This is a genomic window from Anaerolineales bacterium (assembly GCA_037382465.1).
Classification (GTDB): domain Bacteria; phylum Chloroflexota; class Anaerolineae; order Anaerolineales; family E44-bin32; genus WVZH01.
On the sequence record JARRPX010000026.1, the window covers coordinates 14,440 to 30,407 of the forward strand.

Below are 15,968 nucleotides of genomic sequence, written 5' to 3' on the forward strand. Positions count from 1 at the left end.
AGCCAGACATCGCCCTGGATCATTTGCCGTGAGAAGGGAAACAGCCGCTCTGCTTCTCGGTTGCAGAAGGTGACTCCATGCTGAGTGATTCGCTGCCCACGGTACTCTTTCTCGACATTGGAAACGTGCTGCTTACGAACGGTTGGGACCAAAATCTTCGCCGGCAGACGGCTGATAAATTTGGCATTCAAATCGATGAACTAAATGAGCGGCACCACTTAACCTACGACACCTACGAAGAGGGCAAGCTCAGTCTGGATGCCTATCTCGATCGCGTCGTCTTTTACAAGAAACGCAGGTTCACGAAGGAGGAGTTCAAAGAATACATCCTCGGCCAGACCCGGTCTTTTCCGAAGATGATTGAGTTAATACAAGAACTCAAACAGCGCTACAAGTTGAGAATCGGGGCCATCAGCAACGAAGGCCGCGAGTTGATGAAATACCGCATCGAGAAGTTCAAACTGGAACAGTTCATGGATTTCTTCATCGGCTCATGTTTCGTCCACATCCGCAAGCCGGACCTTGATATCTACCGCCTGGCGCTCGATGTGGCGCAGGTCGACCCGCACAACGTTGTCTATATCGACGATCGGGCGATGTTCGTGGATGTTGCGCGGTCAGTGGAGATTCGCGGCATCGTACACAACGGCTATGCCTCAACGAAGACCGCACTCGCCGAAATGGGACTCGTTGTCGAAGGTTAGGTACAACAGAGATTTATATTTCTGAACCTGGAATAAGTTGTTTGAGGCTCGACCAAACAGATGTTCAGGCGAGTCGCGTAGAAGGAATCTAAATATGAAAAACCTGGTGGATATCGGCATGATCGGTTTGGGCACCATGGGACGCAATCTGGTGCTCAATGTCGCCGATTATGGCCATAGCGTTGTTGGCCACGATCGCAATCCGGACCAGGTGAAAGAACTCGAGGGTGAAAGTGATCGACCGGAAATCATGACGGCGGACAATATCGAAAACCTCGTTGCACAGCTGAAGATCCCGCACGTCCTCATGATCCTGGTCCCGGCCGGGAAGCCCGTCGACCAGGTCATTCAAAGCTTGATTCCGCATCTTAAAGTTGCCGACATCGTGATCGACGGTGGCAATTCGCATTTCCGTGACACGGAGCGGCGGGCTGACTCGCTGAAAAAAGATGGCATCCACTACCTTGGAGTCGGGATCTCGGGCGGCGAATACGGCGCCCGCCATGGTCCCAGCATCATGCCCGGCGGCCCCGAAGAAGCGTACAAGATCGTCCAACCGATCCTCGAAGCGGTGGCGGCCAAAGTAGACGGCGAATCCTGCGTGACCTACCTCGGTCCCCGATCTGCGGGGCACTACGTTAAAATGGTCCACAACGGCATCGAATACGGCTTTATGCAAATCATTACAGAAAGCTACGACCTGATGAAGCGCGGCCTGGGCATGTCGAACGAGCAGATCGACGCGGTCATGACCGCCTGGAACGAGTGCAATCTGAGCAGCTATCTCATGGAAAACACCTCCGAGGTGTTCCACGAAATCGATCCCAAAACGGGCAAACCCCTGGTGGACGTCATTATTGACGAAGCGCAGCAAAACGGCGCGGGCAGATGGGCATCGCAGGATGCCATGGACGTCGGTATTCCGGTCATGACGATTAGCACAGCCGTTGCCATGCGCAATCTCTCGCTAGAAAAAGAGGAACGCGTCCGCGCCAGCCGCCTGCTCTCCGGTCCAGATCACACCTTTCCCGGAGACAACGCGCGATATCAGGCGGACCTCTACGATGCGGTCTACATGGCGATGATCCTCGTCTTCGATCAGGGTATGAGTCTCTTACACCAGGCCTCGAAGATTTACGACGATGGACTGGACCAGGCTGAAATCGCCCGCATCTGGTGCGGGGGCTGTATTATCCGCTCCGCCTTGTTGACGACCATCCGGCAAACGCATCTGGACCATCCGGACTTGTCCAATTTGCTTCTGGATTCGAGGCTGGGGCAGGAAGTCGATTCCCGACAGGAGCAGCTTCGGAACGTCGTCACCCTGGCTGCTGAATTGGGCGTTCCTATTCCTGGATTGATGTCCGCCCTGGCCTACTACGACGCTACACGCAGCGCCTGGCTGCCGGCGAATCTCATACAGGCACAGCGGGATTACTTCGGTGCACACAGGTTTCAACATGTAGACAGTCAGGGAGATTTCCACAACCAATGGGTAAAGGAGCAAACATCATGAACAACATGCGGCCCAAATCGACAGAAATGGTGATCTTTGGAGCAGGAGGAGATCTGACCTGGCGCAAGTTGATGCCGGCGCTTTACGATCTATTTTTGGATCAATGGCTGCCGGAGCAATTCGCGATCATCGGGGTGGATCGTAAAGCGATGAACGCGAAAAAATTCCATCAACGGCTGCGAGAAGGCGTTGATCGATTCTCGAGGCACGGCGCAACGGACGCGAAGAATTGGAAAGCATTCAGCTCGTACATCGTTGAGTACATCAGCGCCGATTTCTCCGATGCAGAAACGTATCGGGATTTGGCCAAGAAACTCGACGCCCGCGAGCAGGATTGGGGGGTTCCTGGGGTGCGTCTGTTCTATCTGGCCACACCGCCTTCGATGGTCGAGGTAATTGCTCCCGCACTCCGTGATTCCGGTTTGGTGGAAGACTCCGATCGCTCGCGAATCGTGGTGGAAAAACCATTCGGGAGAGATCTCGAATCGGCCCAAGCCTTGAATCGCTTGCTCGAAAAAAGCTTCGAAGAAAAACAGATTTACCGTATCGATCATTACCTGGGGAAGGAAACGGTACAGAACATCCTCGCCTTCCGCTTCGCCAATGCCCTCTTCGAGCCCCTTTGGGATCGACGCTACATCGACCACATCCAGATAACGGTCGCAGAACAGGTCGGCATAGAACACCGTGGTGCATATTATGAAAAGGCAGGCGCACTGCGTGATATGATCCAGAATCACTTAATGCAGATCTTGTGTCTGATTGCTATGGAACCCCCGGTATGTTTCGACGACAACGAAATTCGAAACAAGAAAGTCGACGTGCTGCGCGCCATCCGGCCGATCAGTGTGGAGAAAGCCCACCTATACGCTGCACGCGGCCAGTACAGCGCGGGATGGGAGGAGGGGGAAAAGGTCACGGGCTACCGACAAGAACCGGATGTTGCGCCGGATTCGAACACAGAAACATTCGCCGCCCTGAAATTGTTCGTCGACAACTGGCGCTGGCAGGGAATTCCGTTCTATCTGCGTACGGGGAAACGCTTGCCCGTGAGAGCTTCCGAGGTCGTAATCGAATTCCGCCCCGTTCCACACCAATCATTCCCCAACGCATCTGTCCCGAATTGGCATCCCAACCGCCTGGTCATCCGCATCCAACCCAGCGAAGACATCCTTCTTCGCTTCCAGGCCAAACAGCCCGGGCCCCGTTTGCTGCTCAGTCCGGTAGAAATGCGATTCAGCTATGCGGATGCATTCCAAACCATCCCACCGGAAGCCTATGAAACACTCCTGCTGGATGCGATGCTCGGCGACGCCACGCTGTTCATGCGCGCCGACCAAGTGGAAGCTGCGTGGGCCATCATCACGCCAATCCTCAAAGCCTGGGAGCAAGATCCACCCGTCGATTTTCCAAATTACCGAGCGAGTTCGTGGGGCCCGGAAGCCGCCGAAGTCCTCATCGCCCAAGACGGCCGCAGTTGGATTCAACCCGACCTGGGTTCAGAAGGCGATTCGGAGTTAGGAGGTGGCAAGCAGAGTACCGGTCGGGTATATCGTGCCCAGACGTCAGCTTCGTCACACGATGGAAAAGGAAACAAGGAAGTTCAAAAGTCAAAAACCGAGAGTTGACCACGTTATCGCCAATGTCGTCTGAAATAGGTCCGGCATGGCGACGATCATACACCCCGTCAATTTGCGGGCCGAATCAAAGACAGCCGCTACGTTGAGATAGCGGCTGTCTTTTGTCTCTCGAAATTATCGGATCCGGCTCAACTGCAATCGGGAACCTCAAACGACGTCGAATGAATTCCTGGGCTTGACCTTTGGGACTCGAATGCAGAATCTAGACGCTCATGGATTGACGATTAATTTATCCACGACGTCGATAACGCCGTTGGTGTAAAGCGCCGAACTGTACGCGGCCGTCTTCGCCGACCATGAGGGCACGTTTCCTGTAAGGGTCACTTCGCCCATCTCGACTTCGACGTTAATGTCTTCGACTCGCACACGTACATCGCGGTCGATGGCGTCGACGACGTTTTCCGCGATACTTTCATCGGTGATCGATTCTGTGGGGACGACGGACAGTTTGTTCGTTACACCGAGTACACCGATCACGTCCTTCGCTTCCAGTTCTGATCGGATCTTCTTCCAAAATGCATCCACCGTTCCTTCCAGGGTTACCCAACCGTCCTCGACCTCAACGTCGATTTTGTAAGCCGTTAGATGGGGATTCCAGAGAAAAATCTTCTGAATGTTGCTCCGAATCTCATCGTCCGTAGGAATGTCAATCGAGGGCTCGTACCTGACCTCGAGATCGTTTTCTACGCCCATTACACCACGTACGCTCCAGGCATCGTCGGCCGCAGATTCCATGGCCACAAAACTCGGAACGGTGCCGTCGAGTACAACGATCCCGTCGTCTACTTCGATTTGGACTTCGGAAGCGTCCACGCGGTAATCCCAGTACAAATGATCCGTTACATCCTTTTTAATCTTTTCATCTGTTGGCATGGTACTCACTCCTTCCATATTTGTCTGCAGCCTAATTAGCGCTGCAAGTCATCTCATATCTGATAAAAAAGATAGCGGTCATATATCACGATTCGGTAAAATTCAGGGTGCGATGCTTTGCGTATTTCTTGCGAAATGGATACTTCTCTGCCCTCACCAGAAGAGCTTCGTTCTCGGTAATCTCCACATCATCCGGCAAATCTACGTCATGTTTCGAAAGCTTCGGAAAAGGAGAAGTGCATTTCTCTTCTTCGGAAAGATTCTGGAAAGAACAAAGGATTAGGTTGAGAGGAAACTGAGACTTATCGCATGTAAAATACAAATTAGATCATAAGTCTCGCACTTTAGACTTCGATCGGAGAAACAAAAACAGGCCACGCAGGACGCATGAAACCTGGATGCCAGGTATATCGGAGACATCTATTCGATCACTGCTGCCGGGCATCGATTGTCAGATCCTGCGATCGAAAGGAGGCCGTGAACATGAAAATCGTCGATGGCGCCAATGTTTTAACCGCACAGAACAAGAAAGTGGGACGCGTGGATCGCGTGGTTTTGGATCCTGAAACCAAGCGAGTGACTCACATCGTTGTCCGCAAAGGGATTCTGCTGACTGAGGACAAGCTCATTCCGATCGAGGCCATCGATCGAGTCGAGGATCAACAGATATTCCTGAACAAAGATGTCGGCGAAGTCGAAGATTTCCCGGAGTTCGAGCAAACGCACTATTTCCTGGCAGAAGAAATTGATGAGATGGAAGACAAGGGCGACGTTCAAACACTAAATGCCAAGCCGGTCTACTGGTATCCAACGTTTGGCCTTTCAGGTGCGGGGCAAAATATATTTGCTCCGAGACCGGTGTATTACGCTGCAACTCAACGCAACATCCCAAAGGACACGGTTCCGTTGAGAAAGGGTGCGCGAGTTCTCAGCTCTGATGGCAAGCACATCGGAAACATCGAAGAAGTTCTTGTCGATCCCGAAATGGGGTGCGCCACACATTTCGTCGTGGAAGAAGGGCTGCTCTTTCCGGACAAAAAACTCATCCCCGCCACCTGGTTGACGCTGGTACAGGAAAATGAAGTTCATCTGGCGCTCGATGCAAGCACATTGGAGACCCTTCCGGAATATAAAGGTTAGCCTCCACCATTCCCATTGACTCAGGAAGTGCATGCTGAGCGACCGATCCATTTTCTTTGCTTCATCCTGTTCGAACCCGTTCTCAGTACACGCGTAAAATTGCTGAGAATCACGGTATCCCTGCCGGCAACGATTTGGCCCAAAACCGCCAATTAAATTGCTGTGTGCAGGCAAAGCCGCGGTATATTACCTTTGCATTTTTTGATAACTTGCTGCCATCCAGGACAACGAGGAAGATCACTTAAAATCATGCCCCTTCAGCAAAACGAACTCCTCATACGCCATCGTCTGGGTATACCTGACGAGGCACACAAAGTACTCATTTTTGCAGAATCCAGCCATTGGGATCCCAATTGGATGCTCACCTCGGAGGAATATTACACCCGTTACGTCCGCCACAATCTGGATCTCGCCATCGAGGCACTGCTGGAAGAACCGCGCCGCATCTATTCCATCGAGTGTACGTTCTTCCTGCAAATGTACTGGAACCGCTCTCCCCAGCAGCACGACCACATTCGCCAGTTGATCAACCAGGGCCGTCTGCGCCTGACGAACAGCGCCGTCACCACCGCCGATACGCTGATCCCGACCACGGAAGCGATCTTGCGCGATTTCCTTCTCGGACAGGAATGGCTGCGCAGCCACGGAATGACCCAAGAACCGAAATTGGCATACTTTTCAGACAGTTTCGGCGCCACCCCCGCCTTGCCTTCCATTCTCAACGCTGCCGGATTTGACCGTACAGCGATCACGCGTATTGACGGTATGCGTTTTCCCGGCAGCGGACTTCGAAGGCCCAAGAATGACCTGGAGGTGCAATCCAGCACCGATTATCTACTAAACACGGAGAAAACGCTGGATTTCATCTGGCGCGATCGAACCGGAGCGAGAGTCCTCTGCCATTGGAATGCCTTCACCTACGGACAGGGAGACATGCTCGCCTCACGCGGCCTGATTCGACTTTACAATCACCCGTTGTCCTTTTCTGACCATTCGGAGATCAATGTTACCGGGAAAATCGAAAAGTTCGCGAGACAACTCAATCCCTTGGCAAAGACGCCCTACATGTTCTGCCCGATTGGATTCGATTTCGTCAAACCTATCCAGAACCTTGTCTTCCTCCTTGACAGGTACAATCACAACCACTATGAGAAGACGGGAATATGGGCCGTCAACGCCGGTCTTGACGACTATCTCAATCTGATCGAATTCCATCTCGACGTATTGCCGATCGTCGAACTCGATCCCAATCCCTACTGGACGGGTTTTTATGCCAGCAGGCCGACCATCAAACGACGATCCCATGATCTTGTCGATCAACTCTTGCTCGCCGAACAATTGGCGCTGGCCTCCGACGATGACACTCTGATTCAAAAAGTATCCATGGAACTCACGAAGCCCTGGTGGTATGCATCTGTGGCCAATCATCACGACTTTATCACGGGAACTTCTCCGGATCGGACCGTCGAGGATGAGCAAATTCCCTGGCTGGAAGACGGCCTTCTACAGACCGAGACCGTCATCCATGAACTCGAAGCGGATCCAGAATCGGGAGACGAGGCCATCGATCCGCAGCGAACTCCAAAGTACACGAGAACGGACAGCAGCATCACTGTCGAGACCGATCGGTATCACCTCATCCTCTCTGAACGAGATGGCGGAACGATTGAAGCGCTGCGTCCCATCGATCGGCCGCAGCCTGTGTTGACCGTACTTTCGAACGACATTCTCAGTTACAAGGATTCCGGTGGACTGTGGCGCATGGGGTATGAATTTCAGGGGGGCACCTGGAAAATCGATGAGCGCGCCAGCCGCGACGCCGTCGACATGGACATCAAGACAGTGAGGAAGGCCCTGGAAATTCACTACTCGAACGAAGTGCGGGGACGTTTGCTGGAACGTCAGATTTGGCTGGAGAACGAAAACCCGCTGATGTATTTCCGCGCCATCGGCCAAGCCGCCGGAGGCCATACGTTCACCGTTCGTTTCGGGCTAAATCTATCAGTCAGCGAGTTGGTGATGGACACGCCGGGAGGTCTGGTGATTCGTCCGCTGCAGAAAGGCTACGATCCGACGTTTTGGCCGCTGCACCAGTTCGTCCATCTCGTGGACGTCGATCGAGGTGACGGCATCGCCATATTCCAACGATATCCCGGAGCGATCTCCGTGAATCCGGATGGCATTCTCGAAATCGTGGCCTTTCGGAACGCTCACAAGGAAAGAGCGTATCGATTTTTACCGCTGCCCGGGAATCCCGCCCGGGGAAGTGAGCGCGAAGACTACGCCTTTGAATACGCCTTGATGTACACGCCGCAGGGAAATTGGCAAGAGAATCGACTGCCTCAAATAGCAGCCTACATCGATGATCCATTCATCGACCCCACCCATCTTGCCGAGTCGAATTCCCCCACTCCTGTCCTTTTCGACATCGATCGAGATGATGTGACCGTGATCGCCGCAAAAGCCGCTGCCCGCGGTGAAGGCTGGATCCTCAGATTGTTTTCCCCATCTGCAGTAGGCGAAACCTTCCGGGTGCACTGCAAACAAAGGAAAATCGCGGAGGCGCATCTATGCGACGCCCGCGAACGAGAACTCGAATCCCTTCAAGTCCGCGGTGGAAAGGTCGAATTGACGATGCCGGGGAGCATCGCCACTCTTCGACTCATTTTTCCACGGTGAGTTCATTGCCTCGATAAGGTTTGACATGAACCAGTGTCGTCAGCTCGTGTCCAGAATGTTCCGCATAAGGACCCTCGAGATGTACCGTGCATTCCGATAGGAACATCTTCTGCGGCATGATCTCCGCCGCCAGCTTGCCCTGCTGAAAAATACGAATCACGGAACTCTTGGATACCACAATAGCCACGGCTCGCGTCTTCTTGGAGATCGCTGCAGCAGCATAATGACGGCTTCCCAAACCCATCGGAATTTCGACGTCTCCTGAGTCAACGTCTATCAGACGCGACCCCGAGAGGACGACACCATCTTCCGAGATGATGAAGGCACCATCGAGCTGGGAAAGCTCTTTGAGCGTCTCCCGCATTCCGGCATCACGGATTTGCTTGACAGAATCGGGATGTCCGTAGAGCGGGTCTAGAATGATGTTCCTCGAACGACGGAGAACTTCATCGCTGTCCCCCAAGACGAACATCGTGCCGATTTTCCTTCCCTCTCGTCCTTGGAGTACCAATTCGATCGCCAGAGTCAACACCCGCTCCAACGTCTCATCGTCGTCCATGCCTACGGCCGAACCAATCCTGGCCAACATCTCGCTTAGAGTATTGTTCTTCATTTTATATCTACGATTGCTCCATTTCGTATGCTGATTTCAACAGGTGGATAATCCCTCACCCATTTCCGGATATCGGCCATCACGTGGTCGACACTTCCTCCTCAATACCCAGTTTTTGAAACAGCCTTTGCTTTACTTGCGCATCATAGACTTTCCATTTGAGTTCACCATATTTTCCCTGCTCGTCCCCCGACAGAAAGCCCACGGGGATCTCGAAGCCGCCTGCTTGTGCTTTTCCACCGCCGTAATACTCTCCGCTTTGGCTCTTGCCAAACACATCCTTGATGAATTCGTCCGGTTTCATTGTCAGCTTCGTCGTTCGCAAAGAGCCGATCACCGCTTCTGATTTATTGTCGCCAACGATTCCGTAAATGATGGCCGTATGAACGTTTTCCTCCGAGACGAGGAAGTCCGCCGCTTCTGCGATGGCATCGCGGTCTTCGGAACGCAGGTAACCAACACCCGCAATGGAGAAGTTTTCGGCCACGATGCGATTTGCAAGGGCTTCAAGGATCACCTTCATCGTCTCCTTCGACCTCGACTGCGTCAAGATCTGCTCCAACAACTCAGGATCGCGGAACTGACTCAGGACTTTTGCGGCTTCGAAATCTTCCGTCTTGGCGGTGACGAAATGTTTCGTATCGGTAATGATGCCCAGCATCAACGCGGTAGCCAGCAAGATGTGTTGTCTGTTCGAACGCTCCAGGGTGATCGGACTATGCTCGTGCGTGAGGAAGCCGACATACAGGCTGCTGACTGCACCGACGTTGTGAATCACGGAAAACTCCGGCTGCAGCCGATCCTGCGGGTCATGATGATCGATAACCATCAACTGCGGGATCTTCTCGCTCTCCAGATCAGCGACGATGCGCTGCGCCGTGGTTCCCTGGTTGTCGATGAAAACCGCGCCGTCATAACTTCCCAGATCGGTGGAGTCGTCGTAATGTTTCAAATCGATTTCCAGCAGGCGCACCATAGCCACGTTCTGTGGATGGCTGATTTTTTCTGCATACAAGATATCCGTTTGGATATCGAAGGTCGAAGCCAGCATACGATGTGCCAACGCGGAAGAAATCGCATCCGGGTCCGGGTAATCCTGCAGCACAATCACATGGCGCTCACCACGATGACGTTCCAATTCATCCATAAATCCCTGGAAATCCGCGTCCTGATTTCCGCCGCTCTCTGCCATTATGGGTTCGACGAGTGTATCGTTTTTGACTTTTTCCACGGCAATCTCCTCAAAGGTCATTTCCAACGCCATTCATCCCGGAGACGTTCCACGATCTGTCCCGCACCCGCCGCCGATTCCAGGCGACAGGGTTGGCGTTTGTTGTGTCAGATTCACCAACCCGAGACTGGACGATGCACGTCGATAGCGGATGGTTCATCTGTGTTTATCCAAATCATAACCGGTGAAAATCATGAATTTCTTACCCACATGAAGTAAATATTTCAGAAATCTTGCGTTCTCGAGTGAGGGATCCTGGTGTACGGACCGAAGATTTGAACAATCCGGCAACGATTTCGCCTGTGTGCCGATCGAGAAACGTGACGTTTGTTGACCATTTAATTTTTCGCAAGACATTCGTCGAGAGTCGTGACGATATTGTTAGAAGTCGGGCGTATCAATAAGTAATAAAGACTGCAAGCCACTACGACTTGCTATCAACGGGCTGCGATGGTGAGAATCGTATGCAGCGCTGCGTTGACTTATCGACTTCAGCACAACAGGAGTGAAGCATGGCAAAGGAAGAGATCAAACCGCTGGGTGTGGAAGCCCTATACACCGCTTGTGATCCCAATCAATTCGATTTCGATACCACCGAGGACTTGAAACCCCTCACCCAGATCCTCGGTCAACCGCGGGCGGTCGAAGCCGTAAAATTCGGTGTTGGCATCCATCAAGAAGGATTCAACATATTCGCTCTCGGAGCCTCCGGTACGCGCAAGAAGGAAATCATCCAACGATTTTTCGAAGTTGCGTCCAAAAACGATGAAATCCCACCCGATTGGTGTTACGTTAACAATTTCGATGAACCGCACAAACCAAGGGCAATTCGATTGAAAACAGGGATGGGTGTGAAGTTTCGAGACGACATGAAGAAGTTGTCCGAGGATCTACATAACGCACTCAAGGGCGCATTTGAAAGTGAGGAATATCGTACCAGGCTGCAGGAAGTCCAGGAGGAGATCCAGGAACGCCAGGAAGAAGCCTTCGAAGATCTGCGCAAAAAAAGCGAACAGAAAGGCATGAAGATGGTTCGCACGCCGGTGGGATTCGTATTCGCCCCTACTCGAGACGGCGAAGTGATCTCGCCGGAAGAATACCAACAACTTCCGGAAGATAAACGCAAAGAACTGGAAGAACAAACCCCCGAGCTCCAGGAAGAACTGCAGAAAATTCTCCAGCAGGTGCCGACGTGGCAGCGAGAACTGCGCGAGAAGGTCGATCAGTTAAACCATGAGATTGCCGGTCTGGTCGTGGGTGGTCTGATTAACGAACTCCGGGATAAATACCACGACTTTCCCGAGGTCATCGAATTTCTGGACGAAGTCCTGGAAGACGTGGTCGCCAACGTTCGCGACATCGTCATAGATGAAGACCAGCAGCAAAAAATCCAGCAGTTATCGGCTCAAATGAACATCGGAGAAGATGAAGCCTCCGAATCCCCGACATTACGTCGCTATCATGTGAATTTGATCGTCGACAACAGCGAAACAGAAAACGTACCGATCATCTACGAGGACAATCCCACTTATCAAAACCTGATCGGTCGAGTCGAACACCGGGCGATGATGGGCGCCCTGATCACCGATTTCGGACTCATCAAGCCGGGCTCGCTCCATCGAGCCAACGGCGGCTATTTGATCATCGACGCCCGGAAGCTGCTCACGCAGCCTTTTGCCTGGGAGGGCTTGAAACGAGCGCTCAGGTCTGGCGAGATACGCATCGAGTCACCAAGCCAGATGTACAGCCTGATCAGCACCGTCTCGCTGGAACCGGAGCCGATCCCCTTGAACGTGAAAGTCGCGTTACTGGGAGAGCCGATGCTGTATTATCTGCTCAACTCCCTGGAACCGGAATTCCCGCAGTTGTTCAAGGTGGCCGCTGATTTCGAAGACCGCATGGAGCGAAATTCCGGCAACCAGAAACTCTATGCGCAGCTGATCGGCGAACTGGCGCGGAAATCCGATCTGCAGCCGCTCGATCGCGGCGCGGTCGTGAGGGTCATCGAACAAAGCGCGCGCATGGTCGAAGACTCCGAGAGGCTGTCCATTCGCACCCGGGCAATCGCCGACCTGCTGCGGGAGGCGGACTACTGGTCGAAAGATAATGGGCACAAAGTCATCACCCGTGAAGACGTCCAGAAAGCGATCGATTCCAAAATCTACCGCTCCGACCGGCTGCGCGAACGAGTGCAAGAGGGCATCCTGCGAGACACGATCCTGATCGACACCGAGGGGGAAAAGGTCGGCCAGGTGAACGGCCTCTCCGTACTCTCGTTGGGCGATTTTAGCTTCGGCCAACCGACGCGGATCACGGCACGCACTCGCATCGGCAAAGGTGAAGTCGTCGATATCGAACGCGAGGTCGAATTGGGAGGCCCGATCCATTCCAAGGGCGTATTTATTCTCTCCGCCCTGATGGGGGCCAGGTACGCCGGCAAGCGGCCTTTGTCGTTGAACGCCAGTCTGGTTTTCGAACAATCCTACGGCGGCGTAGAAGGAGACAGTGCATCCTCGGCCGAGCTGTACGCGCTGCTATCCGCCATCGCCGATGTACCGATCAAGCAGTCCCTCGCCGTAACCGGGTCTGTGAATCACAGAGGGCTGACCGGGAATCAAGGTGTTCTCATCCCACAATCGAACGTAAAACACCTCATGCTCCGACAGGACGTGCGTGATGCCGTCGCCGACGGGAAATTCGTCATCTATCCCGTCGAGACCATCGACGAAGGAATGGAGATTCTCACCGGATTGCCTGCCGGAGAATCCGATAAAGATGGGAATTTCCCCGAGGGTACGATGAACGGCATCGTTCAGCAAAACTTACTGGAGATGGCGGAAGAACGCGTGCGCTTCAGCCATGATTCGAAAGAGCCCGTGAAATGAGCGAGCCCGACAGGAAGGATCGAATCGAACGCATCCTCGTGGCCGTCGATGCCTCACCCAACAGCATCATTGCCTTGCATACCGCTATCGATCTTGCCCGGAGAACACGCGCGGAACTGCGAGCTTTGTTCATCCAGGAAAGCTATCTTCACCACCTGGGAAGCTACCCGTTTGCGAGAGAAATCGGGCACTACACCGCCCAATCGCGCCGCATTGGAAGCCGTGAAATCAGGCTCCAAATGCGGGCTCAATCCAAGCGAATCCGGAGCATGTTGGAAACGCTGGCGAAAGAGGCTCGCGTGCATTGGACGTACAACGTGATGAAGGGAAAGACATCCGATTTGAAAGACGCCGCAGAAGACGCCGATCTCATCGTACTGGGGAGAAGTGGATGGTCCGGACGCAAGAAGCTGGGTTCCACAGTACAGTTCATCCTGACCCAATATCCCGCACGCACGTTGATCATCGGAGACAGGCCGGGTTCACCCTCGCCGATATTCGTGGTATACGATGGGTCCGATTCTTCGAAACGGGCGCTGGCGCTTGCATCCAATCTGATCCGAAATTCGGAGGGTTTTCTTACGGTAGGTATCCTGGCGGATACATCCGAGCGGGCGAAGCAACTCCAGAAGGAAGCCTATCAATGGCTCAGCGAACGAAATCTTGAACCTCGCTTTCGCTGGATTCTCGATTGGAGCGTCGATAAAGTCAACGCACTCGCCCGAACCGAATCCTGCCTGCTCATTCTGCCACGCAGCATCGAAGCCCTGGAAGAAAATGCCGTTTCCGAGGTGATCGACGAGATGGACTGCCCCGTTCTATTCGTACAGTAGTGTGGATCGGATGGGAAACGCGGCACAGAAACCCCGGTGGAGCATCGATTCGATAGATCGCGTGGAAATCAGTCGAAGACGAGAAAGGAACGATCATGCCACAATACGGTTTTACAACAAGACTTTCCCCGGAAGATGCGATCGATAAAGCCGTGTCTTATTTCGGCGAGGAAGGACTTGGCCTAGATATCACTGATCGGGGGAAACGCTGTGTGAATTTCAAAGGCGGCGGTGGTCATATCGACATCATCACCTGTCGGGACAAAGGAAAAACCGAGGTCGATATCGAAACCAGAGAATGGGATATTCAGGTGAAATCCTTCATGCGTCAGATTGGTTGACATGTAGCAGCTTCACAGGACGCTTCAAATTCGTTTCGCAAATTAGCCCCAAGTAGACCGGTGCGGAGGGAAATCATGACAGAGAAGGTGACCGTGCGTCAAAAATCGAATTTTGAAATCCAATTTCGAGCCACGAACCCGGATGAGAATGATTCTGAGCTGTACCAAGTCGATAGTGTTTATGCTCTCACACCCTACACCATGCTGCTGGCATCTTTGGGCGCCTGTACAACCATCGTGCTGCATACGTTCGCACAAAATCATGGCATAAACCTGGATATTGCCGAAGCGACCGTAGAATACCGCCGTGACTTCAAGCAAGATTGTGAGGATTGCGAGCACATCGATCGTTACGAAGAACATATCTCCGAGTCTGTTTCCCTCGAAGGGGATCTTTCCGAGCAGGAACGAGAGAAGCTGCAAACGATCTCGCAGAAGTGTTCGATTCACAAGATCCTCGAAGACGGCGTGCGCATCGTGCATCCAGCCAAATGAAACTCTGCAGGATTACATACGTTCCATAAAGGATAGGAAGTCTTTGGCCATACAGAAATGTGTACCCTGTAATGGCAGTGAGCCTCCCGCATTGCAGGATGAAATCTAACAATTCAAGCCGACGATTCCGGAATGGGAGATCGTCGGTAAAGACGGCCGCCATCCTTTCATCACGCTGACTTGGTAAAAGCAACTTGGCAGCCAGCGCACATGCCATCGTTACAGGGGCATGGAAAAAATCTTCGTAGAGACGCCCGGGTAGGGCGTCTACTCAAGCCGTCCGTTCCAAACGCCTCTCCGGTGGTCTCAATGAGATGATTGGAACGATAGACGCCTTTCCAGGCGTCTCCACGAAAGTAATTGGAACGATAGGTGTTCTTCCGGGTGTCGAGATCGGACATTTGCACATGGTTCAGCTCGGTAGCTTCGCTCTACCTTATATTGGAAGGAGTCCGATTATTAAATACCGTGTTGGATCAACACTCCGCTTCCACTTTCCGGCACTCGAACCCATCGCTGGACCGAGATTCATTCCAGAGACACTTCCCTTTCAATCTGCAACGATGACCGCAACAGGTTCGAGACCGGGCAGCCCCGATCGGCTTCTTCGACGATTTCCTTGAACTCGGATTCGCTAAGTGCATCGACCGAACCGCGGATCGCCAGATGCATCCTGGTGATTTCGAACCCTCCGCTTTCCTTCGATTCGATCGTGCACACCGCCGTCGTGTGGAGTCGATTGGGTTCGTGTCCCTTTTTCTTCAACGTGCTCGCCAACGCCATGTTGAAACAACCGGCATGAGCGGCTGCGATCAACTCTTCCGGATTCGTCCCTGGTTCGTTTTCGAAACGCGTCGCAAACCGATAGACGGCATCCGCCAATACGCCGCTGGAGGTTGTCAGCTTCCCAGCACCGTTCCTTAAATCCCCTTCCCAGACCGATTCAGCAGTTCGCTCGAACTTTGGCATCGTTTCCCTCCTTCTTCTTTTTCGATGATACCCGGCGATTCTGCTCGGT

At 53.0% G+C, this 15,968-nt stretch carries 13 protein-coding genes; 9 read left to right on the top strand and 4 right to left on the bottom strand.

Features of this window, described 5'->3' with window-relative positions; all coding sequences use genetic code 11:
* Positions 1-77: 77 nt before the first annotated feature.
* The 3 genes from P8Z34_08580 to zwf all read left to right on the top strand — a co-directional run bounded on the left by P8Z34_08580 (position 78) and on the right by zwf (position 3,848).
* Positions 78-704: an HAD family phosphatase gene (locus P8Z34_08580; GenBank protein ID MEJ2550722.1), complete on the top strand. Its 627-nt coding sequence runs from the start codon at positions 78-80 to the stop codon at positions 702-704.
* 94 nt (positions 705-798) lie between these two features.
* Positions 799-2,220, top strand: a complete 1,422-nt coding sequence (gene gndA / locus P8Z34_08585) for an NADP-dependent phosphogluconate dehydrogenase (GenBank protein MEJ2550723.1) — start codon at positions 799-801, stop codon at positions 2,218-2,220.
* Positions 2,217-3,848, top strand: coding sequence for a glucose-6-phosphate dehydrogenase (gene zwf, locus P8Z34_08590; protein MEJ2550724.1), 1,632 nt, complete (start codon positions 2,217-2,219; stop codon positions 3,846-3,848). The genes gndA and zwf overlap by 4 nt, the downstream gene beginning before the upstream one ends.
* A gap of 222 nt (positions 3,849-4,070) precedes the next feature.
* Here zwf and P8Z34_08595 read toward each other — a convergent pair whose 3' ends face one another.
* Complete coding sequence (locus P8Z34_08595) at positions 4,071-4,733, bottom strand: BON domain-containing protein (protein MEJ2550725.1); 663 nt, start codon at positions 4,731-4,733, stop codon at positions 4,071-4,073.
* Positions 4,734-5,216: 483 nt separating this feature from the next.
* Between P8Z34_08595 and P8Z34_08600 the strand changes: the two genes are divergently transcribed.
* Both P8Z34_08600 and P8Z34_08605 read left to right on the top strand, forming a co-directional pair.
* Positions 5,217-5,873, top strand: coding sequence for a PRC-barrel domain-containing protein (locus tag P8Z34_08600; GenBank protein ID MEJ2550726.1), 657 nt, complete (start codon positions 5,217-5,219; stop codon positions 5,871-5,873).
* A 249-nt stretch (positions 5,874-6,122) separates the two neighbouring features.
* Positions 6,123-8,552 carry a hypothetical protein gene (locus P8Z34_08605; protein ID MEJ2550727.1) on the top strand — a complete coding sequence of 810 codons (2,430 nt, stop codon included), beginning with the start codon at positions 6,123-6,125 and terminating at the stop codon, positions 8,550-8,552.
* Here P8Z34_08605 and P8Z34_08610 read toward each other — a convergent pair.
* Together P8Z34_08610 and P8Z34_08615 are read right to left on the bottom strand one after the other, a co-directional pair.
* Complete coding sequence (locus P8Z34_08610; protein ID MEJ2550728.1) at positions 8,536-9,165, bottom strand: diadenylate cyclase; 630 nt, start codon at positions 9,163-9,165, stop codon at positions 8,536-8,538. The two genes, P8Z34_08605 and P8Z34_08610, sit on opposite strands and share 17 nt — an antisense overlap.
* Positions 9,166-9,244: 79 nt before the next feature.
* On the bottom strand, positions 9,245-10,396 hold the full coding sequence (locus P8Z34_08615; protein MEJ2550729.1) for a bifunctional oligoribonuclease/PAP phosphatase NrnA: 1,152 nt from the start codon (positions 10,394-10,396) through the stop codon (positions 9,245-9,247).
* Between the two features lie 512 nt (positions 10,397-10,908).
* On the opposite strand from P8Z34_08615, the gene P8Z34_08620 reads away from it, so the two are divergent.
* The 4 genes from P8Z34_08620 to P8Z34_08635 all read left to right on the top strand — a co-directional run bounded on the left by P8Z34_08620 (position 10,909) and on the right by P8Z34_08635 (position 14,950).
* Positions 10,909-13,281, top strand: coding sequence for an ATP-binding protein (locus tag P8Z34_08620; protein ID MEJ2550730.1), 2,373 nt, complete (start codon positions 10,909-10,911; stop codon positions 13,279-13,281).
* On the top strand, positions 13,278-14,114 hold the full coding sequence (locus P8Z34_08625; protein ID MEJ2550731.1) for a universal stress protein: 837 nt from the start codon (positions 13,278-13,280) through the stop codon (positions 14,112-14,114). Before P8Z34_08620 ends, P8Z34_08625 begins: the two co-directional genes overlap by 4 nt.
* 95 nt (positions 14,115-14,209) lie before the next feature.
* Positions 14,210-14,455 (top strand): hypothetical protein, encoded by a 246-nt coding sequence (locus tag P8Z34_08630; GenBank protein MEJ2550732.1) that lies wholly within the window; start codon positions 14,210-14,212, stop codon positions 14,453-14,455.
* A gap of 75 nt (positions 14,456-14,530) precedes the next feature.
* Entirely contained in the window at positions 14,531-14,950 is a 420-nt protein-coding gene (locus P8Z34_08635; protein ID MEJ2550733.1) for an OsmC family protein, read from the top strand.
* A gap of 528 nt (positions 14,951-15,478) precedes the next feature.
* On the opposite strand, the gene P8Z34_08640 is transcribed toward P8Z34_08635, so the two are convergent.
* Complete coding sequence (locus P8Z34_08640) at positions 15,479-15,919, bottom strand: OsmC family protein (protein ID MEJ2550734.1); 441 nt, start codon at positions 15,917-15,919, stop codon at positions 15,479-15,481.
* Between the last annotated feature and the right edge of the window lie 49 nt (positions 15,920-15,968).

Coding starts and splice junctions, on each gene's coding strand:
- P8Z34_08580 (MEJ2550722.1), top strand. CDS start 78: ATGCTGAGTGATTCGCTGCCCACGGTACTCTTTCTCGACATTGGAAAC.
- gndA (MEJ2550723.1), top strand. CDS start 799: ATGAAAAACCTGGTGGATATCGGCATGATCGGTTTGGGCACCATGGGA.
- zwf (MEJ2550724.1), top strand. CDS start 2,217: ATGAACAACATGCGGCCCAAATCGACAGAAATGGTGATCTTTGGAGCA.
- P8Z34_08595 (MEJ2550725.1), bottom strand. CDS start 4,733: ATGCCAACAGATGAAAAGATTAAAAAGGATGTAACGGATCATTTGTAC.
- P8Z34_08600 (MEJ2550726.1), top strand. CDS start 5,217: ATGAAAATCGTCGATGGCGCCAATGTTTTAACCGCACAGAACAAGAAA.
- P8Z34_08605 (MEJ2550727.1), top strand. CDS start 6,123: ATGCCCCTTCAGCAAAACGAACTCCTCATACGCCATCGTCTGGGTATA.
- P8Z34_08610 (MEJ2550728.1), bottom strand. CDS start 9,165: ATGAAGAACAATACTCTAAGCGAGATGTTGGCCAGGATTGGTTCGGCC.
- P8Z34_08620 (MEJ2550730.1), top strand. CDS start 10,909: ATGGCAAAGGAAGAGATCAAACCGCTGGGTGTGGAAGCCCTATACACC.
- P8Z34_08625 (MEJ2550731.1), top strand. CDS start 13,278: ATGAGCGAGCCCGACAGGAAGGATCGAATCGAACGCATCCTCGTGGCC.
- P8Z34_08630 (MEJ2550732.1), top strand. CDS start 14,210: ATGCCACAATACGGTTTTACAACAAGACTTTCCCCGGAAGATGCGATC.
- P8Z34_08635 (MEJ2550733.1), top strand. CDS start 14,531: ATGACAGAGAAGGTGACCGTGCGTCAAAAATCGAATTTTGAAATCCAA.
- P8Z34_08640 (MEJ2550734.1), bottom strand. CDS start 15,919: ATGCCAAAGTTCGAGCGAACTGCTGAATCGGTCTGGGAAGGGGATTTA.